The sequence below is a fragment of the Exiguobacterium sp. 17-1 genome, assembly GCF_023096305.1.
Taxonomy (GTDB): Bacteria; Bacillota; Bacilli; order Exiguobacteriales; family Exiguobacteriaceae; genus Exiguobacterium_A; species Exiguobacterium_A sibiricum_A.
On the sequence record NZ_JALIGJ010000002.1, the window covers coordinates 365,646 to 389,985 of the forward strand.

General features: G+C 45.3%; 33 protein-coding genes. 7 read left to right on the plus strand and 26 right to left on the minus strand.

Annotation, left to right across the window (positions count from 1 at the left end; genetic code table 11):
• Nucleotides 1–39 precede the first annotated feature (39 nt).
• A complete protein-coding gene (locus MUN34_RS07615; protein WP_247857382.1) occupies nucleotides 40–549 on the plus strand; it encodes a hypothetical protein in 510 nt (169 codons plus the stop codon).
• Between the two features lie 56 nt (nucleotides 550–605).
• Here the strand turns inward: MUN34_RS07615 and MUN34_RS07620 are convergent, their stop codons facing one another.
• Together MUN34_RS07620 and MUN34_RS07625 are read right to left on the minus strand one after the other, a co-directional pair.
• Complete coding sequence (locus MUN34_RS07620) at nucleotides 606–905, minus strand: hypothetical protein (protein ID WP_247857383.1); 300 nt, start codon at nucleotides 903–905, stop codon at nucleotides 606–608.
• 244 nt (nucleotides 906–1,149) lie between these two features.
• A complete protein-coding gene (locus MUN34_RS07625) occupies nucleotides 1,150–2,073 on the minus strand; it encodes a LysR family transcriptional regulator (protein ID WP_247857384.1) in 924 nt (307 codons plus the stop codon).
• A gap of 131 nt (nucleotides 2,074–2,204) precedes the next feature.
• On the opposite strand from MUN34_RS07625, the gene MUN34_RS07630 reads away from it, so the two are divergent.
• Nucleotides 2,205–2,780: a LysE family translocator gene (locus MUN34_RS07630; RefSeq protein WP_247857386.1), complete on the plus strand. Its 576-nt coding sequence runs from the start codon at nucleotides 2,205–2,207 to the stop codon at nucleotides 2,778–2,780.
• A gap of 98 nt (nucleotides 2,781–2,878) precedes the next feature.
• Nucleotides 2,879–3,127, plus strand: coding sequence for a hypothetical protein (locus MUN34_RS07635; protein ID WP_247857670.1), 249 nt, complete (start codon nucleotides 2,879–2,881; stop codon nucleotides 3,125–3,127).
• A 314-nt stretch (nucleotides 3,128–3,441) separates the two neighbouring features.
• Here MUN34_RS07635 and MUN34_RS07640 read toward each other — a convergent pair whose 3' ends face one another.
• Together MUN34_RS07640 and MUN34_RS07645 are read right to left on the minus strand one after the other, a co-directional pair.
• The gene (locus MUN34_RS07640; RefSeq protein WP_247857388.1) at nucleotides 3,442–4,176 is read right to left on the minus strand and encodes an acetoacetate decarboxylase; all 735 of its coding nucleotides are present in this window, start codon (nucleotides 4,174–4,176) and stop codon (nucleotides 3,442–3,444) included.
• A 13-nt stretch (nucleotides 4,177–4,189) separates the two neighbouring features.
• Nucleotides 4,190–5,212 (minus strand): ketopantoate reductase family protein, encoded by a 1,023-nt coding sequence (locus MUN34_RS07645; protein ID WP_247857389.1) that lies wholly within the window; start codon nucleotides 5,210–5,212, stop codon nucleotides 4,190–4,192.
• A 100-nt stretch (nucleotides 5,213–5,312) separates the two neighbouring features.
• On the opposite strand from MUN34_RS07645, the gene MUN34_RS07650 reads away from it, so the two are divergent.
• On the plus strand, nucleotides 5,313–6,188 hold the full coding sequence (locus MUN34_RS07650) for a LysR family transcriptional regulator (RefSeq protein ID WP_247857390.1): 876 nt from the start codon (nucleotides 5,313–5,315) through the stop codon (nucleotides 6,186–6,188).
• A gap of 68 nt (nucleotides 6,189–6,256) precedes the next feature.
• On the opposite strand, the gene MUN34_RS07655 is transcribed toward MUN34_RS07650, so the two are convergent.
• Nucleotides 6,257–6,586: a winged helix-turn-helix transcriptional regulator gene (locus tag MUN34_RS07655; protein ID WP_012370213.1), complete on the minus strand. Its 330-nt coding sequence runs from the start codon at nucleotides 6,584–6,586 to the stop codon at nucleotides 6,257–6,259.
• 335 nt (nucleotides 6,587–6,921) lie between these two features.
• Here MUN34_RS07655 and MUN34_RS07660 point away from each other — a divergent pair, with 335 nt between their 5' ends.
• Nucleotides 6,922–8,124: an MFS transporter gene (locus MUN34_RS07660; RefSeq protein WP_247857392.1), complete on the plus strand. Its 1,203-nt coding sequence runs from the start codon at nucleotides 6,922–6,924 to the stop codon at nucleotides 8,122–8,124.
• A gap of 2 nt (nucleotides 8,125–8,126) precedes the next feature.
• Entirely contained in the window at nucleotides 8,127–8,405 is a 279-nt protein-coding gene (locus MUN34_RS07665; protein ID WP_247857393.1) for a winged helix-turn-helix transcriptional regulator, read from the plus strand.
• Nucleotides 8,406–8,419: 14 nt separating this feature from the next.
• On the opposite strand, the gene MUN34_RS07670 is transcribed toward MUN34_RS07665, so the two are convergent.
• Nucleotides 8,420–9,163 (minus strand): class I SAM-dependent methyltransferase, encoded by a 744-nt coding sequence (locus MUN34_RS07670; protein ID WP_247857395.1) that lies wholly within the window; start codon nucleotides 9,161–9,163, stop codon nucleotides 8,420–8,422.
• A 157-nt stretch (nucleotides 9,164–9,320) separates the two neighbouring features.
• Between MUN34_RS07670 and MUN34_RS07675 the strand changes: the two genes are divergently transcribed.
• Complete coding sequence (locus MUN34_RS07675) at nucleotides 9,321–10,226, plus strand: TerC family protein (RefSeq protein ID WP_247857397.1); 906 nt, start codon at nucleotides 9,321–9,323, stop codon at nucleotides 10,224–10,226.
• A 139-nt stretch (nucleotides 10,227–10,365) separates the two neighbouring features.
• Here the strand turns inward: MUN34_RS07675 and sstT are convergent, their stop codons facing one another.
• From sstT to MUN34_RS07775, 20 genes are all read right to left on the minus strand, one after another.
• Nucleotides 10,366–11,637 carry a serine/threonine transporter SstT gene (gene sstT, locus MUN34_RS07680; protein WP_214848625.1) on the minus strand — a complete coding sequence of 424 codons (1,272 nt, stop codon included), beginning with the start codon at nucleotides 11,635–11,637 and terminating at the stop codon, nucleotides 10,366–10,368.
• Nucleotides 11,638–12,029: 392 nt separating this feature from the next.
• Nucleotides 12,030–12,374 carry a type II toxin-antitoxin system RelE family toxin gene (locus MUN34_RS07685; RefSeq protein ID WP_214848623.1) on the minus strand — a complete coding sequence of 115 codons (345 nt, stop codon included), beginning with the start codon at nucleotides 12,372–12,374 and terminating at the stop codon, nucleotides 12,030–12,032.
• A 28-nt stretch (nucleotides 12,375–12,402) separates the two neighbouring features.
• Complete coding sequence (locus MUN34_RS07690) at nucleotides 12,403–12,720, minus strand: hypothetical protein (RefSeq protein ID WP_131504002.1); 318 nt, start codon at nucleotides 12,718–12,720, stop codon at nucleotides 12,403–12,405.
• A 237-nt stretch (nucleotides 12,721–12,957) separates the two neighbouring features.
• Nucleotides 12,958–13,128, minus strand: coding sequence for a DUF6440 family protein (locus tag MUN34_RS07695; RefSeq protein WP_247857398.1), 171 nt, complete (start codon nucleotides 13,126–13,128; stop codon nucleotides 12,958–12,960).
• A 197-nt stretch (nucleotides 13,129–13,325) separates the two neighbouring features.
• Nucleotides 13,326–14,177 carry a hypothetical protein gene (locus MUN34_RS07700; RefSeq protein ID WP_247857400.1) on the minus strand — a complete coding sequence of 284 codons (852 nt, stop codon included), beginning with the start codon at nucleotides 14,175–14,177 and terminating at the stop codon, nucleotides 13,326–13,328.
• 114 nt (nucleotides 14,178–14,291) lie between these two features.
• On the minus strand, nucleotides 14,292–14,525 hold the full coding sequence (locus tag MUN34_RS07705) for a hypothetical protein (protein ID WP_247857402.1): 234 nt from the start codon (nucleotides 14,523–14,525) through the stop codon (nucleotides 14,292–14,294).
• Nucleotides 14,526–14,541: 16 nt separating this feature from the next.
• The gene (locus MUN34_RS07710) at nucleotides 14,542–15,318 is read right to left on the minus strand and encodes an ankyrin repeat domain-containing protein (protein WP_247857404.1); all 777 of its coding nucleotides are present in this window, start codon (nucleotides 15,316–15,318) and stop codon (nucleotides 14,542–14,544) included.
• 326 nt (nucleotides 15,319–15,644) lie between these two features.
• Nucleotides 15,645–15,953 (minus strand): hypothetical protein, encoded by a 309-nt coding sequence (locus MUN34_RS07715; protein ID WP_214848611.1) that lies wholly within the window; start codon nucleotides 15,951–15,953, stop codon nucleotides 15,645–15,647.
• Between the two features lie 127 nt (nucleotides 15,954–16,080).
• Nucleotides 16,081–16,764, minus strand: a complete 684-nt coding sequence (locus MUN34_RS07720; RefSeq protein ID WP_214848610.1) for a hypothetical protein — start codon at nucleotides 16,762–16,764, stop codon at nucleotides 16,081–16,083.
• Complete coding sequence (locus MUN34_RS07725; protein ID WP_247857406.1) at nucleotides 16,754–17,380, minus strand: hypothetical protein; 627 nt, start codon at nucleotides 17,378–17,380, stop codon at nucleotides 16,754–16,756. The genes MUN34_RS07720 and MUN34_RS07725 overlap by 11 nt, the downstream gene beginning before the upstream one ends.
• A 109-nt stretch (nucleotides 17,381–17,489) precedes the next feature.
• On the minus strand, nucleotides 17,490–17,747 hold the full coding sequence (locus tag MUN34_RS07730; protein ID WP_014970230.1) for a hypothetical protein: 258 nt from the start codon (nucleotides 17,745–17,747) through the stop codon (nucleotides 17,490–17,492).
• Nucleotides 17,748–18,420: 673 nt separating this feature from the next.
• Nucleotides 18,421–19,593, minus strand: coding sequence for an IS200/IS605 family element RNA-guided endonuclease TnpB (gene tnpB, locus MUN34_RS07735; RefSeq protein ID WP_247857671.1), 1,173 nt, complete (start codon nucleotides 19,591–19,593; stop codon nucleotides 18,421–18,423).
• Between the two features lie 192 nt (nucleotides 19,594–19,785).
• A complete protein-coding gene (locus tag MUN34_RS07740; RefSeq protein ID WP_214848606.1) occupies nucleotides 19,786–20,178 on the minus strand; it encodes a hypothetical protein in 393 nt (130 codons plus the stop codon).
• A gap of 45 nt (nucleotides 20,179–20,223) precedes the next feature.
• On the minus strand, nucleotides 20,224–20,841 hold the full coding sequence (locus tag MUN34_RS07745) for a hypothetical protein (RefSeq protein ID WP_247857408.1): 618 nt from the start codon (nucleotides 20,839–20,841) through the stop codon (nucleotides 20,224–20,226).
• A 209-nt stretch (nucleotides 20,842–21,050) separates the two neighbouring features.
• A complete protein-coding gene (locus tag MUN34_RS07750) occupies nucleotides 21,051–21,674 on the minus strand; it encodes a hypothetical protein (protein WP_247857410.1) in 624 nt (207 codons plus the stop codon).
• A 142-nt stretch (nucleotides 21,675–21,816) separates the two neighbouring features.
• Nucleotides 21,817–22,296: a hypothetical protein gene (locus tag MUN34_RS07755; RefSeq protein WP_247857411.1), complete on the minus strand. Its 480-nt coding sequence runs from the start codon at nucleotides 22,294–22,296 to the stop codon at nucleotides 21,817–21,819.
• A gap of 159 nt (nucleotides 22,297–22,455) precedes the next feature.
• Nucleotides 22,456–22,626 (minus strand): hypothetical protein, encoded by a 171-nt coding sequence (locus MUN34_RS07760; RefSeq protein ID WP_247857413.1) that lies wholly within the window; start codon nucleotides 22,624–22,626, stop codon nucleotides 22,456–22,458.
• A complete protein-coding gene (locus tag MUN34_RS07765) occupies nucleotides 22,623–23,309 on the minus strand; it encodes a hypothetical protein (protein WP_247857415.1) in 687 nt (228 codons plus the stop codon). The genes MUN34_RS07760 and MUN34_RS07765 overlap by 4 nt, the downstream gene beginning before the upstream one ends.
• A gap of 26 nt (nucleotides 23,310–23,335) precedes the next feature.
• The gene (locus MUN34_RS07770) at nucleotides 23,336–23,902 is read right to left on the minus strand and encodes a hypothetical protein (protein WP_247857417.1); all 567 of its coding nucleotides are present in this window, start codon (nucleotides 23,900–23,902) and stop codon (nucleotides 23,336–23,338) included.
• Between the two features lie 29 nt (nucleotides 23,903–23,931).
• Nucleotides 23,932–24,318, minus strand: coding sequence for a DUF5412 family protein (locus MUN34_RS07775; protein WP_247857419.1), 387 nt, complete (start codon nucleotides 24,316–24,318; stop codon nucleotides 23,932–23,934).
• Nucleotides 24,319–24,340 lie beyond the last annotated feature (22 nt).

A 24,340-nucleotide genomic window follows, 5' to 3' on the forward strand; every position in this document is an offset into this window, starting at 1 on the left:
ATCCATAATAATATTTATAGTTAGAAAGGATTGATCCAGATGAAAAAATTCAGAGGCAAACACCGATATTTCCGGAATCTGCAAAAGGAACAACAACTCAGCGCCTATCCGCTCGATTTCAGTCCCGAAAGCTGGTTCAATTTTTGGCACGTCCATCTTGATTTTGACGGACGTGGAAACGGTCACCTTAAAATGCGAAAAGCACATGTCCAGGCACTGTTCCATCTGATGGATGAGTTAAACGCTGCCCTTCAAACGTGGGGGCAGCCGTATCAGCTCTGGATCGAACTGTCCCGGCTCGATGCAGGATTGGACGCCGTTTTTATCCATACACGCAATCCGAACGACGATAATTTTCCCTTTACCGATCCAACTTTAACGGAACCGACCGAAAGATTGCCGGACTATTTGCAAACCATCGATGGATTGAAGCATTATCACATCCGGTTGTCCGAACGAATCACATATGATGCGTTCGACGACGAACCGGAAGAAATCACGGATCACATTCTCGTCATCGAACGACGAGGGAGTCGTTACCTTATTTAACCACGTACATACGGACGGTCCTATGAAAGGAACCGTCCGTCGACAGCGACTGACCTTCAAATTCTTTTGAAAATCATTTTGGAACCGGCAAGGAACACAATCAGAAGTACGCCGCCGAATACGAGATTGATCAGCCAAGGCAACGTTCCCATAAAGACTTCTCTTGCCGCACCGTTGAACCAGTAAGCTAGAGCCGCGAACAACACCACACTCATCAGCAGGATAAACGAAAAGCCGCTGTCCTGCTTCTGCGTTTTCTTGGCAATCCCGTAACCGATGAGAAAAACAACCACTGCCCCAATTGCAAAATAAATGTAAAACCATGCATCGACCGAAAACATTAACGAACTATTCAAATCGACTACCCCCTATTAAGAAATGAATTTCCTTAATAAGGAATTCGTCATTTTACCCCCTAATTCCTTTCGCCTGATCATACAAACCAATCGCCCGCATCATTCGCTCCTGCATCTCGATGCGATCCAAGACGCCGAGTCCCCCGCTGTTTCGACATGATTAAGTCCACTGCACGACTCTCTTTTTATAACGAAACATAACAAAGCTTGGGTGCCCAAGCTTTTTCCCTTCATCCAAATGCCCTTATTCTTTGAACGAGTTCGCCTCGACATCAGCCGTCCAATCAACTTGTTTCGGAATCGAATCGATGACCGCTTCCATAAACGCATGGGCGATGGGTGAGACCCATTTCTTTTTCTTGATCAGGATATGCGAATAGATCGGTTCGAACGCCTCGTCTTGCTTGATGATTTTCAGACTTCCGTTCTCCAGTTCCTCTTGGACCGTGATATACGGTAACACGGCGAACCCAAGACCGCTCATGACCATTTTCTTGATGGCACCGATACTCCATAACTCCATCGTCTGAAAAGAAAGCAGATTTTGTTTGGTCAGGTGTTGCTCAAACATCGTCCGGTAACTGCACCCTTGTTCATTGGTGATATATACATGGTCCGACTGCTTCTTTTGAATATCCTTAAAATGTTCAGGTGCGTCCGGAGCACCGACCATCACGATTTTTTCTTCGGTCAAAACATGATGGAGACATTTTTCGACTGCCATGGCAGGAAACAGCATCAAGGCCACGTCGACCCGTCCATTCAAAAGTTCCTCCTGGTTTTCGCCGCACGTCCCGTTCGTCAAAATCAGTTTGACATCGGGATGGTGTTGCGAAAATCGTTTGATGACGGGACCGAGGCGGGAGATCGTCAAGGATTCCGGAGCGGCTACGCGCAACGTTCCACGAAATCCGTCCGTTTTTTGCATGTTTTTAATCTTGTCATGAGTCGCAAGCAGGTCTTCCGCTAACGGAATCAGCTCTTTTCCTAAGGCGGTCAGCTGTAATTTCCGATTGAAGTACGTGAACACTTCGCCCCCGACACTTTGTTCCAGAGTTTGCATATGGGAGGTAATCGTCGACTGCGTGTACCCCAGTTCAGCAGCTGCTGCCGTGTAACTGCCGGTTTCAATGATTTTCAAAAACGTGGCAAGATGCCTGATTTCCATTCGATTAAACACTCCTTTCGTTCATCCATCGAAATAAATGATGGTTCCATTTTTTATTTCAATTTTATTAATTTATAGGTTCATCATACAATAATAAAAAATAGAGAGATAGCGATCAAAGGAGAATTTTCATGAACGTAGCAGCATTTTTGTCATATGTCATCATCACTTCCATTACCCCCGGTCCGAGCAACCTGCTCATGATGAACGAAGCACGTCATTTCGGATTCGTCGGCGCGTGGAAATTCAACGGCGGCATCCTGACCGGTTTCGCCTTTCTCGGACTACTGAGTGCCGGGTTCACAGCAGGTTTGGATCAATTGTTGCCGATGCTGGAACCGTATTTGCAGCTGGCGGGTGTTGCGTATTTACTGTATCTCGCGTGGAAAATCGGTTTTCCGAAACCAACCAGCGGTAAAACGATCGATGTGCAGGCAACGTTTTTATCCGGTTTTGTCTTTCAGATGATCAACGTCAAAAGCATCTTATTTTTTCTGACGGTCCTGTCGACCTTCATTCTGCCGCACAGCGGTTCGGCTGTGCAAACGATGGTCTATCTGGGGTATACAATTCTGTTGGGGTGGGCGGCTCTTTTATTATGGTCGGCTTTCGGCTCCCTGTTCAGCAGCTTCTTCACGCGGTATGACCGCCTTTTCCGATTCACGATGTCCGCCTTACTGGTCTACTCGGCTGTGACGATCTTTTAATTAAACGGACGGATGCTCCTGTCAGATGAGCATCCGTCCGTTTTTTGTTATGATGGATATGGGAATATCAGGATAAAAGGAGTGGTTCGAGCATGCCGATCCGTTGGAAAGAAGAAACCATCGTATTTGAAACCTTTCGTGAGGCAGACGTCTGGGCCGATGCACTCGCAAACGAAATCTACGGTCGCACGATTAACGGGTACTGTACACCAGACCATAAGATTGCCTGTGCCCTGACCTTTTATTTGGCGCTTGTGCCGGAATTCCGGGTTCAAACGGCAGAAATACCGTTTGAAGGTATCACTTATTATCAGGTATGGATTAAACTTGTTGAACCTGATCAGTGAGAGGAGGATTCGATATCAAATACAGCTGAAGCCTTATCGTTCTATTTAAAACGTCTTTCCTCAGGCGCGTGATGCACGGCTGATTGTCTCCACCTTGTTTTTACTTTTGTTTCTGGTCGATTTTATTCCGCGCGGCTAGTATCAAAATGCAATGCTTGCCTTTACGCTCACTGTCGGAATGTTTGTCACCTTCATCGGACTGCGCTGAAAGAGACACACTCGATAAGTGATAATACGTCAAAAGACCGCATCACGTGGATGCGGTCTTTTAGGTTGTCACGGAACAGGAAGATACGGCTTCCCCTTTCGTTGTTTTACTTCATATAATCAAAAATCTTCTTCGGACCGCCGAGTCGTAAGTCGGCGATGATGTGCTGGGCATCAATGATTTTTCCGACCGGGAAATCGGCCAGCGGTGCCATGACATGCTGGAACAATTCCAAACGGGCCGGTCCGCGGTAGGCTTCCTTAACCTGAATATCCGTGATTTGACTGCGCGTTAATTCAGAGATGATCAGCTCCCCTTCGTAGCCGCGGTGCTGTTTCAGCATGAATTGCGGTGTCCCGATGATGGCTTTCGCCTCTTCTTCTGTTACTGGATAGTATTTGTAGCCCATCGTTGCCTGGGCGACACGAAGCGAATGATAATCGAGGGTCCCGACTAAGACGTCGTTATCCAAATAGAGTTTTGGCGAACCATATTTTTTCGGGAACGAGGCCACTTCCCGCCCGGAAGCGATCGCTGCCTGGTTGTTGACGTACATCGACAGGTAGAACTCCCCGACTTCCCCGTTATATCGGACCGGGATGACATGTCCACATTCCAGATACGATCCGAGTCCCGTACTGTCCGGCATATTGATGACTTCAAACTTGATTTGATTGCCGATCAACTCAAGCGGTTCCGGTACGACGGCCCGCAGTTGTTCGAGATCCGTTTCATAAACGATATTCAAATATTCACGGTTCCGGAAGAAAATATCGACCGCTGGAAAGACCGGCGCGTTGACCGGTGTCGCGACGATATTCTGGACATCCTCTTTTTTCATCTGATCATCTCCCTTATTTGACTGCGAGAAGTGCCTTGAACTGCTCGACACTCTGTTCAAAATCGGTCACTTCCTGTTTGTCCTGTGCATTTCGGACGAGTGCTTGAATCATTGAATTGACCGGTGTCGGAATGCCGTATGTTTCCCCATACATCGTGACGACACCGTTAATGTAATTAATTTCCGTCGGCTGATGTTTCCGTAAGTCCTGCAACATGCTCGCTTCAAGATTCCGCGAGCTGTTCATCAGTTGCGGCAGTTCAATCATCTTTTGTTCGATATCATCAAGTTCGCTGTACACCGTCAAATCCGCTTCTCCCATCCGGGCAAATTCGATGCCGTGCGCATGACCGACATCGAGGACTTCCTTCATGGCATAAATCGCGGCCCGCAACAGGACCGGATGGTCGAGCACGTCGCCATACGTCCCGTTACAGGCGGCAGACAATCCGCTGAAGGCACTGTTGATGATCAGTTTCGACCATTTCGTACCCGGCAGGTTATCGGAAATTTCCGTTCCGCCAATTGTATCGAGGACTTCTTTTAACTGAACGATCCGGTCTGTCGTCGCCCCGTCGAGTTCGCCGATTTGCAACGCATATTTTTTGAAGAACGCGTAGTCTGTTGTCAGGCGGGATTGTCCCGGTCCGACATACGTCGCCCCGAACTCCACCGAGCCCGCGATAATCTGTTCGCTCGGAATATGCTGGCGGATGATTTCTTCCGGTACTCCGTTTTGCAAGGAAACGAGGATGCCGTCTTCTTTTAAAATCGCTTTGACCGCCGGTAAGACTTGCGGATTGTAGAGCTGTTTCGTCAGCAACAATACGATATCATACGTTTTAGTAATCTCTTCCGGCAGAAAAGCCGTGACGCGTTGCGTGATATCGGGTCCGACGACGTGTGCCCCTTTCTCGTTTAGTTGTGTGACATGTTCTTTGTTCGTATCAATCAAGTCAACGACAGGATATGTTTCACTTAAATACGCACCCATGATGGTACCGAGTGATCCTGCTCCATAAATTGCGATATTCATTTCCATCACCTCTGCACTCAGCATATACCGGTTTTCACATAAACAAAAATATATAATGATGTATACTACCATAAACGATTACTTATAGGAGGTGTGAGGGGTGGAATTACTTCATTTACATTATTTCAGAACCGTCGCAGAAGAACTGAATTTTACTCATGCCGCGAAACGTCTGTTCATCAGTCAGCCGGCACTCAGCATGACGATCAAAAAACTCGAACGGGAATTGGATACCGAATTATTTAACCGGAACGGTCGGACAATCACCTTGACGAATCAGGGACGGATCCTGTTGCAGTCCGTCGAAAAAATCGAAAATGAACTCGAACTCGTCAAAGATCGGCTGTCGAATCCGGAACAGGATGTGACGATCAGCCTCGCCAGTTCACACGGCCGCTTCATTCAGATTCTGCTGGCGGAATTTTTGGCCAATCCGTCAGCGACACTGTTCAATACAGAGATCTTGTCGAACCGTGAAATCCTGTCGCAACTTTTGACTGATGAAATCCATTTATCGATCAGCTTTATGGAAATCAAACATCCTGAAATCACAAGCGAACCCGTGGTCGAAGAAGACATCGTCCTGACCTATCCCGGTCATTATACGGAGCAGGACGTAATGCGTGTGCTCTATGACAACGAGACGGCAAAATCTTTCCTGTTCCCGTCACACAATAAGGATTACAACAGCTTCATCAAATTAAAGATGACAGAATTCAGTTTATACGCGGATTCGATTCGTTACATTGATGACGTCTCCCTGCAGGTCGCATTGCGTCAGCAACGGTATTTCAGCTTCGTTCCCGTTTCCGTCTGCCGGGAACTGAAGCTTCCGTTCGTCGCCAAGGATAACCTGACGATTGTCTCGAAAATCTATTTGTCACGCTTGAGCCGCGGCCTGACCGAAGAACAGCAGACGGTTTACGATGCCATCAAACAGTTCTTCCTCCGCGAAGCCGCTTCCTTCGTTAAATAACGGATATCTGAAAAAACGACCGTCCTGATGACAGGCGGTCGTTTTACTGCGCAGTATAATAGTTCACTTTAAGAAGACACGACTTCCTCGCCTGTCAAATCGATATGCCCTTCCCCCCAGGCACACATCGCATCTAAGATCGGGCGCAACGACCAACCGTAATCCGATAAGGAATAGATGACTTTCGGCGGGACCTGTTCGTAGACCGTCCGGATGATGACACCGTCCTGTTCCAGCTCGCGCAGTTGTTGCGTCAACATTTTTTGCGTGATGTTCGGCATCAGCTTTTTCAATTCGCTTGTCCGGCGTTCGCCTTTAATGAGATGACACATGATGACGACTTTCCATTTACCTCCGATGACTTGCAGCGTTGCTTCGACCGGAATATTGTAGGCCATGCTGATTCTTCCTTTCGTTACGAAGTACGGCGGGACAGGTACTTTTTAGTGCCTATCGCACTTGAAAGTGCGTACTTCTCAAGTAGATTTGATGGGTTTATGATAACAACTGTCAACGGAAAGTACAAGTCGCCTTCATCCATTACTTCAATCGTTGAGGGTAGGGTACTTTTTAGTGCCTATCGCACTTAAAAGTACGTACTTCCATAAAAAGCAACGCCGCTCTATGATGGGATCACGCAGAAGTGTTCCTGTTTGAAAAACGATCCGGGCCCGGTCGTCCAGAGCATGGTTGCGCTGTTTCACTTTATCTCATTTATCCAGGAGGAATTATCATGAATCAATTAAACCCGCGTGCTGAACAGGAACAGGTCCCGCAAAACGGCCGCTTCGCCCTGCTTGCACTTGCCATCAGCGCCTTTGGCATCGGAACGACGGAATTTGTCCCGGTCGGACTGCTTGCCGCCATCGCCGGTGACTTAAATATCGGCATCACTCTGGCCGGACTGATCATTTCCGGTTACGCAATCGGCGTCGCCGTCGGTGCACCGATCTTGACTGCCCTGACGAACCGGATGAACCGAAAAACATTACTGATGGCGTTGATGGTCGTCTTTATCGCCGGTAATCTCGTATCGGCCGTCGCACCCAGTTTCGAACTGTTGATCGTCGCCCGGTTCATCACCGCGTTCTCACACGGTGTCTTCTTCTCGATTGGCGCAACGATTGCCGTTCAGCTCGTACCGGAACATAAAAAAGCCAGCGCCATCGCCTTGATGTTCACCGGACTGACGGTCGCGACCGTAACCGGCGTCCCACTCGGCACATTCATCGGTCAATCATTCGGTTGGCGTGCGACGTTCTTTGCCGTTGCCGCACTCGGTGTCATCGCCATCATCGCGAGCTTTTTCCTGATTCCAAAAGACTTGAAACAATCACCACCGGCGAAGTTTTCCGACATGTTCAAACTGTTGACGAACGGTCGTTTAATGCTCGGTTTCCTGATCACCGCCCTCGGGTACGGTGGAACGTTCGTCGCCTTCACGTATCTGACACCAATCATGCAGGACGTCACCCACATCAGTCCAAGCCTGATCAGTATCATCCTGCTCGTATACGGAATTGCCGTCGCCATCGGCAACACGGTCGGCGGAAAACTTGCCAACGGAAATCCGATCAAAGCGTTGTTCTATATGTTCATTCTGCACGCGATCGTCATGATTGCCCTGTCGTTCATGATTCCGTTTAAAGTCGCCGGCATCATCGGCATCATCCTGATGGGACTGCTTGCTTTCATGAATGTCCCAGGTCTGCAGCTCTACATCGTTCAGCTGGCGGAAAAATACGTCCCGGCAGCGGTTGATGTCGCTTCCGCGTTGAACATCTCCGCTTTCAACATCGGGATCGCCCTTGGGGCAACGATCGGCGGACTCGTCGCCGATACGATCGGACTTGTCCACACACCATGGGTCGGTGGAATCATGGTCATCCTCGCCGTCATCCTGACTGCCGTCTCCCGTCGTCTTGAACGTCTATAATCATGCCGACGGATATGCGTGCACTTGACTACACCGTCCGGATGCTCGGAACGGTGCACGAGATGCACATCATCGCTCAATTATTGCAGGCTCCTTGTTCAATCGACCAGTTGTCGTCAATCGGACCCAAGCATTCACGTAGAGAGTTGACCGTGTGTCTGACCCATCTTACACAACGGGGAGTCATTGAACGACCAGAAGCCGTCTATCAACTGACGCCAATCGGTGAAAGTTTGTATCCCATCTTTCACGCCATCGAAAAACAAACCCAGCATCCGTAAGCGGAGGCTGGGTTTTATCTTGTCGCGACAAGCGTGAATTCCCACGGGATGTTTTCGCCCTGCCACTCCCGATGTTCGTCCAGTTGCGCGAGCGTGAAGCCGCTTCTGATGACGATGTTCACGATTTCACTCATCGTATAATGCCGCAATAGCACCTTCGGAAAGTCAGCTTGTTCAGCCGGATCAAAATGGGATTGATACGCAATTTTTTCTTCATATGTATTCTGATCGAAATAGCGCGGGATGTACTTATCTTCATGAATACAATGTTTGATCGGATGATAATCACTCAAAATCAGTTTCCCGCCCGGCTTGAGCAAGGCAAACAAAATCGCCGTGAATGCCTCCAGGTCATGAAAATAATGCAATATCCCGCCTTCAAGATACAGGACATCGAATTGGTGCTGATAGGTATGCAAATCGATCTCATAAATATCGCCGACGACATATTCAATTTCTGTCCCGGCACAAGCGGCAAGTTCAAGGGCATAGCGACGGTTGTCTTCCGAAATATCAAAGACGGTGACGTCCGCTCCAAGCAACGCCAGTGGAACCGCCTTACGTCCGTTTGATCCACAGAGATTGGCAATTCGTTTTCCGACAACTTCTTCAAAATAGTTCTGATGTTTCTTCAGGCTTGCTCTCGGGTCGGCCATGATTTCTTTTGCCTTGTCCACCGGTGACCCGTCGCGTTGATTCCAAAATTCATAAGCACGGTATTCCCAGGCGGTTTTATTGATGGCACTTGATTTTTCCATACCATTCTCCCCTTTTAACGTTTATTTTGATTTTAAGGCAAAAAAGTGTCTGATTGAATTTTTAAAGAGAAACAGCACACTCATCACTTTACTTTAAGTTCTTATGAACCTATAATTAAAATATGAAAAGCACACCACTTAAAAGGAGGAAGCGCTGTTGACACTATTGATTGTATTTTTAGCGATCGTCTTCATCATGCTCGCATTGGACCTTGGCGTGTTTCACAAGAAAGCTCATGAGGTCTCGCTCCGCGAAGCCTGGACGTGGACGTTCGTCTGGATCGGACTCGCCGTCGCCTTTGGCGGTTGGTTGTTCTACGCGCAAGGCAGCGACGCTGCAATTGAATACACGAGCGTTTATTTCATCGAAAAGGCACTTGCGATTGATAACGTCTTCGTCTTCTCACTCGTCTTTGCGTACTTTGCGATTCCGTTGAAGTACCAGCACAAAGTCTTGTTCTGGGGAATTCTCGGTGCCATTCTCTTCCGCGTCATCTTCATCGTCGCAGGGGTATCGCTTCTTGAGAACTTCGCATGGGTGTACTACATCTTCGGGGCATTCCTCGTCTACACGGGTTACATGATGTTTAAGAACATCGGTCAGGAAACGTCGCTTGAAGAAAACAAAACGATCCGTTGGCTTGAGAAGCGCTTGCCAATCACACAAGACATCTCGTCCGGTAAATTTACGCAACGGATCAACGGTAAATTGTTCTTCACACCATTGTTAATCGCGTTGATCTTCATCGAGATCTCGGATATCGTCTTCGCCGTCGACTCGGTCGCAGCAAGCTTCGCCTACTCGCGTGATCCGTTCATCATCTTCTACGCGAACATCATGGCAATCCTCGGACTCCGGAGTCTCTACTTCGTCCTCGCGAACCTGATTGACCGCTTCTACTACTTGAAACACGGTCTCAGCTTCATGCTTGTCTTTATCGGAGCGAAGATGATTTTCAGCGATGTCTACAAAATGCCGATCTGGATGTCGCTCGGGACAATCGTCCTTGTCATCCTGATCAGTGTCATTTACAGCTTTAAAAAGACAAAAACACAAAAGTAACTTCAGTTAACCGCAGACAAGGAGGGAATCACATGATTCTCTCCTTGTTTTCCGTTCCATCCATGACGGCAAAAAAAGATGAAAGACATCTCTTCTTACGGGATGACTTTCATCTTTTTCATGATCTCATCAACGCAAATCAGCTGTTGACGACTTGTTCAGTTGGTTCTTCCGCCATGATTGGCCGATTGATTGACAGTTGTTCGCCGTCTTTTAACCGTTTTTTAAATTCAGCTGTCGCTGTAAACAGTACATCCGTTGAAGAGTTGAGTCCTGTTTCAAACGAGTCTTGTAAGACACTGATGATGAATCCGACAGCGATAACTTGCATCGCGATCTCATTCGGAATTCCGAATAGGCTGCAGGCAAGCGGGATCAACAGGAGTGATCCACCCGCAACACCGGAAGCACCACAGGCACAGACAGCAGCCAGGACACTTAAGATGATGGCAGTCGGAAGATCGACCGGGATGTTCAGCGTATTGACCGCAGCAAGCGTTAAGACCGAAATCGTTACGGCCGCCCCCGCCATGTTGACGGTCGCGCCAAGCGGAATCGAAATCGCATACGTCTCTTTATCGAGACCAAGTTTTTTACACAACTCCATGTTAACCGGAATATTGGCAGCCGAACTCCGTGTGAAGAAGGCTGTAATTCCGCTCTCACGGATACATTTAAAGACGAGCGGATAAGGATTTTGACGAACGTTGATGAAGACGATCAGTGGATTGACGACAAGCGCAACAAACAGCATCGTTCCGATCAACAGGACAAGCAATTGACCATAGTTGAGAAGGGATCCGAGACCGTTTTTTGTAATCGACTCAATGACAATCCCCATGATTCCGAGTGGTGCGAGTTTAATGATCCAACCGACCATCTTCGCGATCGCATCCGAGAAATTAGAAATGAACGTTTTCGTTGAATCGGAAGCATTTTTCAGTGCTAATCCCAACACGATGGCCCACGTTAAGATCCCAATGTAATTGCCTTGGACTAACGCATTGACCGGATTGTCCACCATGTTCAAGACGAGTGTCCGGATGACTTCAATCGCATTACCCGGCGCAGCTAATTTCTCCGTACTCTCCGTCAGCGCGATGTTGACAGGGAACAGGAAACTGAATACGACAGCAACGGCTCCCGCCAAGAACGTCCCGAGGAGATACAAGAAGACAATCGACTTCATGTTCGTCTGTTGTCCTTTTTTATGCTGGACGATTGCTGCCATGACCAGGAAGAATACTAAGACAGGCGCAACGGCCTTCAGCGCGGAAACAAACAGTGTTCCAAAGATGGTGATGGACTGTGCAGCTTCAGGAATCGATACAGCTAAAATAATACCAATAATCAAACCGACTGCAATTTGTTTCACTAAACTGATTTGGTTCCACATCTTCAAAACTTTCATACGTTCCCCTCCAGGCTCAAAACGAATAAGTTATTTAGAATTTGAAAAACAACGATTCTCTCTCCTATCCAAAAGACAGATAGTTTACTCGTTTACTTTTCTAAAAATTCTCTCAGTTTGTTGTGTTCTATTTTTACATAAATCCGGTGAAATAAAAACTAGTTTTTTGCAAGAAATCCGAATCGTTTAAGATTAGGTGATAAAAGAACAGTTATGCAATCGATTGCATCATTAAGAACAAGAAGTACGTTTCAAGGAACTTTCTCTTACGAAATAGAATCAAAAAAGAATTATTCTAGGTACAATCAAAACTGATCGATTTTAACGAAATACAAAAAGACGATTCCTCATTCAATACAGGAATCGTATTCTTTAATTATGACAAATTGTACTTACTTTTCTTTTCGATTTAACGCATCTCTATAGACGCGTTCCCTCGTACGCTCTCCAATTGCTAAAATACTAACAATCCCTTCGATCTCTTGCTGAATTTCCTGATCATCCGATATTTTTATAATCGTTAATTGCTCGTCACGAATCGTGTAAACGAGACGAAGATTCAATGATTTGTACTTTAGCTTATAACAACCAGTCAATGGAGCACGTAGCGGCTCACCGTGTTTTTTTGGATCAACTGCTAATTTCTCCTGTACATCCCGCTGAATAATTCGAATGATTTGTCGATCAAGCTTTTTAAGTTCTTTAACAGCTTTAGGATGAAAATTAACTTTATACACAAGCATTCCACACTTTCAACATTGATTTTTAGTCAATGCTCAGAGAAGCAAATACGTCGTCAGCATCAATGAATGTTTCCGGCGAATTTTCCGCATCTCGTAGACGAGAAAGAAGCTCAAATTCTTCAATTAAAGCTGCTTGTTTGATAATCATCTCGCTCATTTCTTCGAATTGATGAAAACCTACAACGACCGTATCAATTTCTCCTTGCGCATTAGTGACGAAGAGTGGCACCTCTTGTGCTTTTTCTCTTGTCTGTTTGAAAGAACGTGAGACAGCAGTCGTTGAGATAATTTGATCCGCAGTAAGCGTCACAACCGACCGTTCTTTTGATTTCGAAATCATATAAAACTCCTCCTCAATCCCACTCTGCTCTTCACCTTGTTACAGTAATCTCAGTTTTCATAGATAGGCACCATGCCATTGAAACGTTTAGATGGATGAGTGAAAAGCACGTGGATAGTTTTAAATATGATATAGTAGACAATTTCTTTGCTTTAATAACTATATACATCGTATCACACGTTTTAAAAAACGTATAGATAAACGTTTTAAAAAACGTATCGAAATACGTTTATAGATTTAACTTTTATCAACAATTACATTTCCTTTTTGGTCTAATAAGGGCGTCATCCCACTGAGACCAAGACCGCTTGTCATTATATAATTCACACCGGTCTCTGTATCGACGATGATTTTAATGATTCCTCCGCTCAGATGTTGTTTGGACTTCACGGTAAACCGTTTTTTCATTCCGCGTACACTCCTTGCTTCATTTTTTAATCAAGACATCTATTTTCCCGGGAACTTCGAGCTTATCAATGTTCAAACGTTGTATCTCTAACGTCATCTTTAAATCCTTCTCTTCTCCGACCCAACAAAATAGCGCTTAAAGTAAAACAATAACAGCATCCGAAAAGGATGCTGCGCATTGTAAACCAATTCTGTTATTACTTCTTCGTCATGTAGACTCCAATGATTTTTGTGTATAACGCATCTAATTTCGCGTTTTCTTCAACCAGGATTGTTTCTTTTGTATTCACAAACAGTTGATTCGCTTCTTCAAATTTACCGGCGTAAACCAGCAGTCTGATTGCACCGCGTTTGTCTCCGACGATTTCCGATGAGTCTTCACGAGCATACAGTAGCCGATCATATACTTGATCCATGATTTCGATTTTCTCGTCTGCACTGAAGTTATTGGCATCCAGGTACGTTTTCAAACGATTGGCGTAGTCCTTATAGTCGAGAACCGTTAAGGCTTTTGTAATCGATCCGTATTGACCTTCAAATAACTTGATTTGGTTATTTTCGTAGTCAACGATTACTTTGTACAGAGCCTGTCCTTCTTTGGTCAACACCTTTTCCACCTTCGTCAAACGAATGGTTTCTTTTTTCAAAGCATCAATCCGCTTGTCCGCAGCCTTTCTTTCCTTCTGCGTGTTCACTTCTTTAATCAGCTTTTTCAAGGCTTCCGCTTCTTTTCGTGCCTTCTTACGGTCCGTCATATACTGTTTTGATTTTTTGTTATACGCTTCCACTTTGGCGCGGTACACAGAATCCGTGATGTAATCCGGTACTTTGATTCCGCCCAGATTCCCCAAATGGAAGAGTGTGCTGCCGTACGATGCTACGACTTTCGTTTGTTTAGCGCGATACTTTTTGTAGTCGAATTTTTTCTTGGCGACTTGAGTCGTCTTGGTCGAAGCGTCCGCTACATTGCTGTTTACTCCGACTCCCGTCAATACAAGAGCCGTTACAAGCGTACTCGCCATTGCTTTACGAACCGTTACTTTTTTCATACGTTCACGTCCTTTTTTATGTGGATTATGTTTTACATAAGGAAATAAGTAAATATATTCCATACCCTCAGTTTATCATGTCCGGATGCCGTTGTTGAACAGAATTCAATCGTGTTACCACTTTATTTTATCTTCTGGAATGATGAGATAAATCCCTAAAACAAGTAAGATTCCGAACAGGACATAATCCGTTGTCGGTAGTCCTCCTCCCCAGCCAAGATCCCCCTCTTTCGTAACAATCATTGATCCCACAGCCGCAATCGTCTCCGTCATTTTGTTGAGTTGAATGATCAGCATACTAAACAAAACCGTCTGGACGATAATCAAGACCCCAATCCATTTCTTCACGTCGATTTCCTCCTGCTCAAGTTTGTAATAAGGCTACGATTTCCGGATAACGATGTTTGACGGCAAAGTCGAGTGCCGTTCTCCCTTCCGTGTCTGGATGCTGTCGGTCTGCACCATGCTCCAATAATAATTTGGTGATTTCGGTCAAACCGTACTGACTCGCAAGCATCAACGGGGTATTGTTCTCATTGAACGGATTTTCGATTTCAATATCGGCTCCTGCTGCCAGTAATGCCTGTACCGCTTTGATATGCCCTTCCCCGGTGGCCAGATGGAGTGGTGCAAAGCCGTTCATTTCCATCCGATTGACATCGGCTCCCGCTTCCACCAGCATACGAATTTTCTTTGTCTTTCCTTCTTGAGCCGCATAATGCAGCGGCGTATGCCCTTCTCCACTATCTGTCTGCCAATCCACACGTGTCCGGTCTTCCAGTAATCGTCGAAGAACCCGTTTGTTCCCGGAACGGACAGCGATAAAATGCAGTGCCGTATAGCCGTCCCCGTCAAAATCAAGGGCAGCACCGCGGTCAATCAGCTGAATCGCGATTTCACCCTGCTTTTCATACAAGGCGAGATGTAACGGTGTCAGACCATCTTTATCGCGTTGGTTGATGTTCACCTCATGATCAAGCAACAGTGTGACGATTTCGTCATACCCTTCCTCGACTGCCCAGTGCAGTGCGGCAGATCCTTCTTCATCGAGCGCATTCAAATCATCTCCGCGCGCGATACAGGTCTTCACCTTTTTGATATTTCCGAAAAAAGCATGATCTTGAATTGATTTTTTAGCCATGTCGTCTCTCCTTTTTTTCACCTATCGTCAAGTCGAATGATGTCGTGTCGTATAGAAAAAGAAGAAAACGATTTTACTCGTTTTCTTCTTTTCGATTAGTCGGATCAATAAACGTTTCCATCTAAACTCGAGCATCTTGACTGTCCCGACAAGATACAACATACCGATATGGAGCAACATACTCGATTTTGCTCTCGGTTCTCTCAGACGCACGATGTGTTTCACTAATAATTAAATCGCCCGTCGTCTCATATCGAGAGCATGGACAGTTGTGTAGCAGTATGGGTGACCCAGGTGTATTGATTCACGCTTAACTCCTTTACGTGTTAAAAGTTCGTTTGTTTTTTACGTTTAACCAGCAAGAGAACAATCAGAAGAAGAGCCTCAAGAATCAGAAAGATACCACCAAAGAAATAAACGACCAGAACCTGACTGACTCCATCAATCGCGACTTCAAAAAACCACATTAGGGAGATGACGAGTGTATAGATGAAGTTGACAAGTGTTCCTCTGAACAGACTTTCTTTTAAGCTTTTCGTGTTCCGAGCTTGACTAGTGATGACAACGATCGCTCCTATTGCCCAGATGATCAACAAAAGCTCAAAGACAAAATCAGAATTCCGTTGTACGTCCATGACATCGCTCCCTTTTTCGATAGACTGATTCAGTTCATGAATCGTGCCGATTAATGTGCTACGTATAATTCACAGGATTGTTACACCCACCAGTCTTCCGAAAGTTGAATGCATGGGATTTTCAGTTTCACTCTTCGAAATCCGGATACTCTGTTATTTTCCGTCTACTGACACGTTTACCTTGTCCGATTTGATCCGTTTTTTTCAAATGGTGCTGCACGACAAGTAACACCAACATGACTGCTGATAAAACAGATAAAGTGGCGTAATATGGCTGTACTTCCCGCTCCAGTTCAAAAGCGGACAAAACCTGCAAGACCATCAACGCACCAAACATTCCGTGAAAGTATCGCCGGAAAATTTTGGGCAGACCGGCTTGACGAAAAGTTTCATACCAGACGTACAGTCCTAAACCGAATGCAAAATTATTAAGCCTCTCGTAAGGAAGGACGAACAGGAGCACCCCGAGTCCAAGGAACAGCCATGCCAAACGAATAGCCGGATCAAAAAAGGCCGGATCAAGCGATGATTCTTCCGATGCTTCGATGACGTGCACTGCCTGTTCTGCCTCTGTCAGCGGTCGAAAGCCGAGTGCTTCTTTTTCTTCGGCCAACTGACGCATCCGCTGTTTCATACCGACATAAAACGGAAATCGTTCTGTCGTGATCTCTCCTTCGTTCGTTTGGCCATTCGCCTGCTCTTGGATGGAGACCTGATAAAGCGTCCGCCCCACCCGGTAACAGACCCAGTAATCGACGGTTTGACTAATCTCTCGTTTTAACTGAATCAGTGATTCTTGTTTATCCTTCATGCGGCGTGATCTCCTTCGTCGTCAGTTCCTTCAATTGTTGCGTCGTGTACAGTAAGAGGATGAATCCTGCGATGAGGCAGACGGTTCCGTTGGCAGAAAGATTAAATGGTTTTAAATAATCTTTTGATGAACCGGCCAATATGAAAAAGAATATGCCTCCTGACCAACGATAAAAGCGGGCACGGGCTGTTTTTCCTTCGATATAGATCGGATAAAAGAAAGATAAGAACACAAGCGGAATATATCCCGGGATTGGTAACAGACCGGTTAATGTCGATACTCCGCACAGCATGAGCAAGAGAGCACTCAGGAGACGCAGTTTGATGTTGCGCCGATCTGCGCGGTAGTCCATCGCCTCAGATTGAGAAAAAGGTGCTTTCAAGTACCCCTCCTCCATCTTTTGACGCATCCATTCTTTTTTCTGACGATAGGCGGCAAATGTATTTTTAAAAGGCATTCGAACAGTCGCCGTCTCTTCGTTAACTTCAATCATGTCGTCACTATCCGGGGCCGGTTCTTTCCGGGCAACGCCTTCCCTGACGAATAACGTGCGTCCTTCTTGGTGATAGACGACATGATAGACTTCATCGTCAATTTGCTTTAATAATTGCACCATGCTGGTAGCTCCCTTTACATCGCTGTATATATAATTTTTTTAAGACTGCATCCCACACCTTCAGTCGTGTGTGATGAATGATGCCCGCCTCCTATTTCTTCTCTTTTCCTTACCAAACTGCGTTGACACCATACAGTAAAAGCACCCCTCCTGCTAAGCAGAAATAACCGTATTGTCTGACGGATAATGAACTAAAGAGGATGACACCAATCGATAAGAGAAGACTGAGCAAAAATGAATCGACATGATCGACCCCGTCTCCATGCCCGGATAACGGCGTTTTGTTTGCATGCTTACATCGGATGAAGTACGTTCCTAACATCAACAAAAAGAGTCCGGCAGCAAGACCGATGAATGGTAAGATCACGAACGGTTCCTCCAAGATATGTATTCATTTTCATTAGATAGTAAATTTTTTATAAAAATATTATACTACTTATAAATACGATATTTCCCTTTATTAAGTTTCAAAAATGAAAAAAATCCCAAATCGAATGTTTAGAGATCGTAATCAAGAAACGTAATTCTCCCAATCGGATATCGACAAGATGTTTAGAAATACCACATACAGAAAAAGCCGACATCGCTGATTGGATGTGGGCTTCGTTTGATTATCGTGAGTTTTAATGGATTGACCGTATTTTTCTTGATCGCAACAATTAATTATGAAGTTTTAAAACCTCTTATACGAAAGGCTTACAATTGAAGTCTACTAATTTATCCGTGTCGAATAATAGATTTTCGAATTGATCCGCTCGATGCTGTTCGATATATTTTTTTCGAATTTAAATATTTTCACGGGAATACGACTATAAGTACAGAAAAACAAACAATGGTGATTAAAATCATCCCAAAGGTCATAGCTAGGTTAAACGTCCAATAGGGTATTGATTGATTCTTATAAACATCCAGTCTCTTGATCGGCAAGATAAATATTAACCAAATGGTAATCATAAAAAAAGCAGTTGAACTACCTCCACCTACACTTCGCTTAGAGGTGAAGGATTCCTGAGTTATCCGACCTAACGGTCGGAACCTGATCAGGCTAACCCCGTCGTCCCGACGGTTGAAGAAGCTAAGATACGTTCAGCTTCTCGTTTGAGATTCAATCCTGCGTTCACATCCCGGTCGTGGTGGATCCCGCAACTCGGGCATGTCCATTCACGCAAGCCTAGATGTTTCACATCCTTGTGTTGATGACCGCAACTCGAGCAGAGTTGACTTGATGCGAAGGTCTTGCCGACCTTCACGACGGTTTTCCCATACCAGCCCGCCTTGTATTCGAGCATACGGAAGAACTCCGACCAGCTGACGTCCGAGATGGCCTTACTCAATTTGCGGTTCTTCTGCATGTTCTTCACCTGCAAGTTCTCGATGCCGATAACGTCGTGGTTTTGGACGATCTCGGTCGATACCTTGTGCAGAAAGTCAGTGCGCTTGTTGGCAATCTTCTCGTGGATGCGGGCGACCTTCCGCTTCTGCTTCTGGTAGTTCTTCGACTCGGAAAGCTTCACTTTCTTGGCCAGGGCGATGCGTTGACGGCGGGAGAGCTTACGCTGTTCGCGCACCAGTTTCTTTTCAAGCGAACGAAAGTAACGGTCGTTTTGGTAGACCGTGCCGTCCGACAGGATGGCGAAGTTCTTGAGTCCGACGTCGACGCCGACGGATGAACCGGTCTTCGGCAGTTCATGGATCTCCTGTTCGACGAGCAGGGAGACAAAGTATTTTCCTGAAGCGTTTCGTCGGATAGTGGCGTTCAATATACGGCCTGTGACCTGTTTCGAATGGGCGAAACGAACCCATTTCAGCTTGGGAAGTTTGATCTTCTTGCACACAATCGAGACTTCAGGAAGTTGATTTTCGCCTTGGATATTGGTCTTGTACGATTGGACGGGATGGCGCTTGGACTTGAAACGAGGGCGTTCATTCTGTTTCTTGAAGAAGCGATCAAACGCATCGGCAAGATGTTTGACGCTGATCTGAACAGATGTACTATCGACTTCTTTCAACCAGTCGAATTTCTGCTTCAACGAAGGAATTTCTTTGGAACAAGAGCCGTAGGACAGTCCTTTTCCAGTGGTCTTGTACGTTTCCTCCCACTTCGCCAAGAAGTGGTTAAAGATGAAACGCGAACATCCAATCGTCTTCGCAATCAGGATTTCCTGCTCTTTTGTGGGGTAGATTCTGAATTTGTAGGCCTTGTGCTTCAACACCATGTTTCACCTCCTTCAAAGGGAATATACCCGAAAGGCAGGCTGGCGATAAGATACGTTTATCCGAAACTAACTCATCGATTGAAAATCTTATGATAATCCACATTCCTATGTTAATCACAAATGCTGCGATGAAAAATCTCATTAATATTGATTGATTCATATTGTCTCCTTAGTTGTATTGATCGTTGATTAATCACCCCAAAAACAAATCAACGCGTTCTGGTATACAGTCGCGATACACATTCGCTTAAGCAATTCTAAAAATTGATGTAGTTCCATTATTAACTCATTTGATTGATGAATCATCCAAGGTTCATTTGGATAATAATGTGCCTGATTCACTAACCATGCTTCCTTCGGCGTACAATACCGTTGAATGAGTAGTTCACAAATTCCGATCAGCTCGTTCACTTCCCTTGCTAAAAACAATCGATCCGCATAGGAATCTAGGTGAATCAGCAAATCACAACGATCAGAAACGCTGGAGAAGTCTTGAATCAAAAAAATGTGGACACGAATCGGGTAACGGAGAATATCTTTTTCTTCTGGAACTTCTTTTAAGCTCGTACTGATACCAAACATATTTTCGTCTCTCCTTTCTTTAAGGTTTGCCTGTTTTACTTTTCCTTACTCATAGTAATCGATGCCGTCACCTTCAGGCAGTAACGCTTTCACCTTGTCCTCTGTATCAAAACAGGCTTCATTCGAAAACAGATAATAGCCCATGAAATCGTGTTCGATCGTGATGAAAGACATTTCTTCTGTTGTATGAACAACAGGAATGATACGTTCTTTTTTGAAAAACCATCCTTTAACCATTCTCAGCTCAAACGTCAGGAGATTCGTAAACGAGAGGAAGTAAAAATCGTTTGCAGCAGCATACCAGTACGTTTCGTCCAACAGAAGTTCCAGTTCGCTGGCATCGTTCACTTGAACACTGTAATAAGGTCTGCGCTTATCCGGTGAAAACTTCGTGTAAGACAATTTTTCCCGCTGAAAAAACAACTCTATATCCTCATCTGTAAACCCGCCACCAAACGTCACGAAGATTGGGAATCGATTCAGACGTATCAAAAAATGCTTTAATACATCGTTCGAATCAGCTTGGTAGTCTCTTTTCTCATCATTCGGGATGCACCCCATCGAGTAGATTGATTTGATGTGTTCTGGTTCATCGGTGTCTAGATAGCGTTCCTTGATCACTTTTTTATGATCGGTATGCTCCTCGAGATAGATATATAGCATAAGTCTTCCTCCATGTATCCTGCTTGTTCCATTCACTAAACGAAACTTCCCTATGCATCGTGGTCCAGTTATTTACGCATGTTGAATATCGTCTATATTTCCAAAGTGCGCGATCTTTCCATTGGTACAGAAATGATCGAGCATACCAAACCGTCCATTTACATCACGTGTCATAATAAAGTTATACGGCATGCACAACATGAACTCTGTCATGAAGTTCTCGAGCGTTCGTCGAGTCGAGAGGGCTTTGAGTAATTCGTTTGCAGGAATCCAGAAGTAATTTCTTTTCGGTTCAGCAAATGCAACAAACGATCTTCGAAGACGCCTTGCCAATTCGTATCGGTTAATGTCATCGCATGAATCGAGTCCTCATCATTTAAAACGCCACGGCCGCAAAAAACGACCTCAACCGGGAACGTCGCATACGGTAAGACAGCATCAAAAAAGTTTTCGTACTCCGTACCCGACTCGCTTAGTTCCTCATAGAAGACACCATACATCAAGACACTATCGTTAGTAACACGAACGATTTCCTGCCCGTGTTTCCGAATGCTGAGAATCGTCTTCGACTCGGCTGACATCCCTATCTGTTCGATTTCGAGTTGATTTAGAAATGTCTCCAGTTGCGACGTTTCTGTCATAATGACATGCGATAAGGCCGTCCAGTCCGATAAATCATAAGTATTGCGGTTCTGTTTCACCGGACGTTCCAACAACTTGACTTCAAAAGGATAGTTATGCTGAGTCACCTGAATTCGGACGAGCTCTTGCCAATCGTCATGCGGTAACAGTTCCCGGTAGACATCAATCCATTCACCACTCTGAAATTCCACTTTTGCTCCCCCTAAAACTTGGCTTACCTCACTCCTTAGTACGTTGCAAACCCAAAACCCCATTCACCAATCGCATCGTTCGACTACTCGGGTAATACTGTTAAGTTCTTCCTTGGATGATCGTTGTGATTTTTCCATCTATTTAATCCCACATACAGGTCACACTTTGGTCTACTTCAAGCCGTAAATGAATCAGGGTATTTGCGTTTAGACCCGAGAGTGTTAAAGAGCGAGTTTTTCCACCCGTATAGGACAATTCGAAAACGACATCTTTCATCTCTTTTAGTAAAAAGAATGCCCAGTGAAGGTCGTATTCACGTTCATACAAAAGATCCCACAATGGTTCATTAAAAGCCGTTTCGTTTACCGCATACAATTTCGTAAAATCATTTTCATCCAACGGTTGAAACGCGGAAAACACCTTTTCGTTTGGAATCCGCGGTTTTTGAATGATTAAGGAATACCCCTCCGACAGTTTCTCGAGCAATGTCGTTTTACTGTCCGGAATATCTTCTTCCATCACGGATGAGGGCAGGTCCTTGATCTTCAACGGGAGACCCACTTCATATTCAAACGGGTCGTCAAATTTCAAAAGTTCTTCATAAGAATAGGTTGTCTTCATCGATATAGTCCTCTCTAACATCCGTTGTGCTTAAGATTTCTGGTAGGCATATTAAAAAATCTCAACTTATACTTGAATGGTTACTTCAACAAGCTTAGGCGAGACGTTTTTAATCGCTGATTTTCAATTATTCGAAGTCCGCTTCAAAATCCCATTTCCTCAGTTTCCCTTCTCCGTTAGGCGAGATAATACTTGTTGACAGAGGTATCCGACGATATGATCATGGGTCGTTCTTTCCTCCAAGTCATCGTTTTCAATCAATTCGTCAATCGCTTCCGAAATGACGTTCCACAGTTCTGTATTCTTGTATCGATCGTAAGGAGTTTTCATTGCTTATTCTCTCCCCGCTTTTCTTGTCGCTCCCGCCACTCCATGAACCCTTCCGTCTCTTCTTTTAAAAAGCGCAACCAAAGTTCATACGTCCGGGCGTGTTCCTGCCATTCCTCCATGAACTCGGTCTTTTGAACCGAATCATCAAGTTGATCTATCAACAAACGGGTTTCCTGCAGCGTCTCCGCATCGTCCTCTGTCTCACTTAAATACAAATCTTCATTGAGATGATGGAATGCGTACCACAGCCAATTCAACAGATGACGAATCATTGTCTCGATTGCCAGTTGTTCCTGCCGACCACCGCGGTCAATCGCCGTCTGTAGATACTCAAGACGGTTGTCTTCTTCAAAAGAGAAGATCCCAAACCACCGATACGGTCGTACGTCTTCCGGCAAATCATTCATCCATTGTTTCAGGACAGGTTTTAATAACCGCTCATTCAAAGGATGAATCAGCAGTTCATGCACATCTTCTTCTCGTTCACATGCGGTCAGCAACCAGTCCGCGAACTGCCGTTGCCGCTTAACATCCCATACAAGTGCTTCCGCTATGAATTTGTTCATCTTCTGTAAAAACACGTTTCGTAATCCCTGTTGTTTCGCAAGATAAGCGGAACGTAATGATGCGAAGTCTGAACTCTCTTTTTCTTGAAGCAATTGCTTTAAAAACGTTGATGGCATGTCTAATCCTCCCGTTTCTCGTCAGATTACGCGTTAAAACGTTGTCTGCTTTTAGTCATGTAGCTCCACAGGAACACTCCCGTTACGAGTAACAGACCGGCGTCCAGATATTTTATGTCCGGTACATGTCTGTAACTGATGTTAATCAGGACATAACTGATAAAGCACATCGTTTTGACCCAAAACGGCAGCATTTTTCCGCTCGTCGACATGATGAGGAAGGGAACTGCAAGGATGACCATCACGTACGGAGATAAAGTCCAGGGTGTTACGAGTGGAATCAATCCCACTCCGAAAAGTACATACGCAAACCATGTCGCCCTCTTGTGAAACGTCGACTGTTCTTCTTGACTTGGCACCGGATCCGGTGTGATTTCCTGTTGATACCCGTCTGCCTGCTTCTCGGCAATCAGTTCCTTCACGCGACGTCGGGCTTGAAAACGAAACGTAAACCGTTCTTCCGTTTTTTCATCGATATCTTCATCGAGCATCCATGGTTCATTGACTCCAAAAAATGCCTGAACCGTCCGGCCGTCGCGATAAATGGTCCAGGAATACATTAAGCCGTCGATTTGTTTTCTAAGTATGATCATCAGGATATTTCATCTTCCCTTCAGGAACTCTATTTTGCTGGATAAATCGGGTGCTCCAATCTGAAATCATACACCTCGGTCCAGATGTTTAAGCGGGTGTCATTAATAATGACAACGTCCCGTCGCCATTTCACACTTACCTCTCTACACGGATATTCCCAGTAGACACGCCGCTGTTCTTTTGTTTTTTGATCTTCCATGATGCCTAGCATCGCAAATCCCGTCGTCGCCCCGCCGCTCGAACGGTAAAACCGTAACGTATACCGCTCGTCCGGAGAAGTGACCGTCTTGTATAGATCGCCTCGCGGTACGTATTTGATATCTACGGCGAAGAGCGAGATGTAGATTTGCCAGGCCAAATATCCCGCCAGCAGTATGCCAAGTAGACTGGCGATGATTCTAAATTTTTTCCACACATTAATTTCCTCTTTTCTTGCT

Excerpts from the sequence above, each read along its gene's own strand:
- MUN34_RS07760 (WP_247857413.1), bottom strand. The coding sequence starts at position 22,626 with ATGAAAACTCCTTACGATCGATACAAGAATACAGAACTGTGGAACGTC.
- MUN34_RS07670 (WP_247857395.1), bottom strand. The coding sequence starts at position 9,163 with ATGGAAAAATCAAGTGCCATCAATAAAACCGCCTGGGAATACCGTGCT.
- MUN34_RS07765 (WP_247857415.1), bottom strand. The coding sequence starts at position 23,309 with ATGCCATCAACGTTTTTAAAGCAATTGCTTCAAGAAAAAGAGAGTTCA.
- MUN34_RS07640 (WP_247857388.1), bottom strand. The coding sequence starts at position 4,176 with ATGAAAAAAGAGGATGTCCAGAATATCGTCGCGACACCGGTCAACGCG.
- MUN34_RS07630 (WP_247857386.1), top strand. The coding sequence starts at position 2,205 with ATGAACGTAGCAGCATTTTTGTCATATGTCATCATCACTTCCATTACC.
- MUN34_RS07720 (WP_214848610.1), bottom strand. The coding sequence starts at position 16,764 with ATGAAGGATAAACAAGAATCACTGATTCAGTTAAAACGAGAGATTAGT.
- MUN34_RS07700 (WP_247857400.1), bottom strand. The coding sequence starts at position 14,177 with ATGAAAAAAGTAACGGTTCGTAAAGCAATGGCGAGTACGCTTGTAACG.
- MUN34_RS07655 (WP_012370213.1), bottom strand. The coding sequence starts at position 6,586 with ATGGCCTACAATATTCCGGTCGAAGCAACGCTGCAAGTCATCGGAGGT.
- MUN34_RS07665 (WP_247857393.1), top strand. The coding sequence starts at position 8,127 with ATGCCGACGGATATGCGTGCACTTGACTACACCGTCCGGATGCTCGGA.
- MUN34_RS07615 (WP_247857382.1), top strand. The coding sequence starts at position 40 with ATGAAAAAATTCAGAGGCAAACACCGATATTTCCGGAATCTGCAAAAG.
- MUN34_RS07740 (WP_214848606.1), bottom strand. The coding sequence starts at position 20,178 with ATGTTTGGTATCAGTACGAGCTTAAAAGAAGTTCCAGAAGAAAAAGAT.
- sstT (WP_214848625.1), bottom strand. The coding sequence starts at position 11,637 with ATGAAAGTTTTGAAGATGTGGAACCAAATCAGTTTAGTGAAACAAATT.
- MUN34_RS07695 (WP_247857398.1), bottom strand. The coding sequence starts at position 13,128 with ATGAAAAAACGGTTTACCGTGAAGTCCAAACAACATCTGAGCGGAGGA.
- MUN34_RS07725 (WP_247857406.1), bottom strand. The coding sequence starts at position 17,380 with ATGGTGCAATTATTAAAGCAAATTGACGATGAAGTCTATCATGTCGTC.
- MUN34_RS07625 (WP_247857384.1), bottom strand. The coding sequence starts at position 2,073 with ATGGAAATCAGGCATCTTGCCACGTTTTTGAAAATCATTGAAACCGGC.
- MUN34_RS07710 (WP_247857404.1), bottom strand. The coding sequence starts at position 15,318 with ATGGCTAAAAAATCAATTCAAGATCATGCTTTTTTCGGAAATATCAAA.
- MUN34_RS07715 (WP_214848611.1), bottom strand. The coding sequence starts at position 15,953 with ATGGACGTACAACGGAATTCTGATTTTGTCTTTGAGCTTTTGTTGATC.
- MUN34_RS07755 (WP_247857411.1), bottom strand. The coding sequence starts at position 22,296 with ATGAAGACAACCTATTCTTATGAAGAACTTTTGAAATTTGACGACCCG.
- MUN34_RS07745 (WP_247857408.1), bottom strand. The coding sequence starts at position 20,841 with ATGCTATATATCTATCTCGAGGAGCATACCGATCATAAAAAAGTGATC.
- MUN34_RS07645 (WP_247857389.1), bottom strand. The coding sequence starts at position 5,212 with ATGAATATCGCAATTTATGGAGCAGGATCACTCGGTACCATCATGGGT.
- MUN34_RS07770 (WP_247857417.1), bottom strand. The coding sequence starts at position 23,902 with ATGATCATACTTAGAAAACAAATCGACGGCTTAATGTATTCCTGGACC.
- MUN34_RS07660 (WP_247857392.1), top strand. The coding sequence starts at position 6,922 with ATGAATCAATTAAACCCGCGTGCTGAACAGGAACAGGTCCCGCAAAAC.
- MUN34_RS07690 (WP_131504002.1), bottom strand. The coding sequence starts at position 12,720 with ATGATTTCGAAATCAAAAGAACGGTCGGTTGTGACGCTTACTGCGGAT.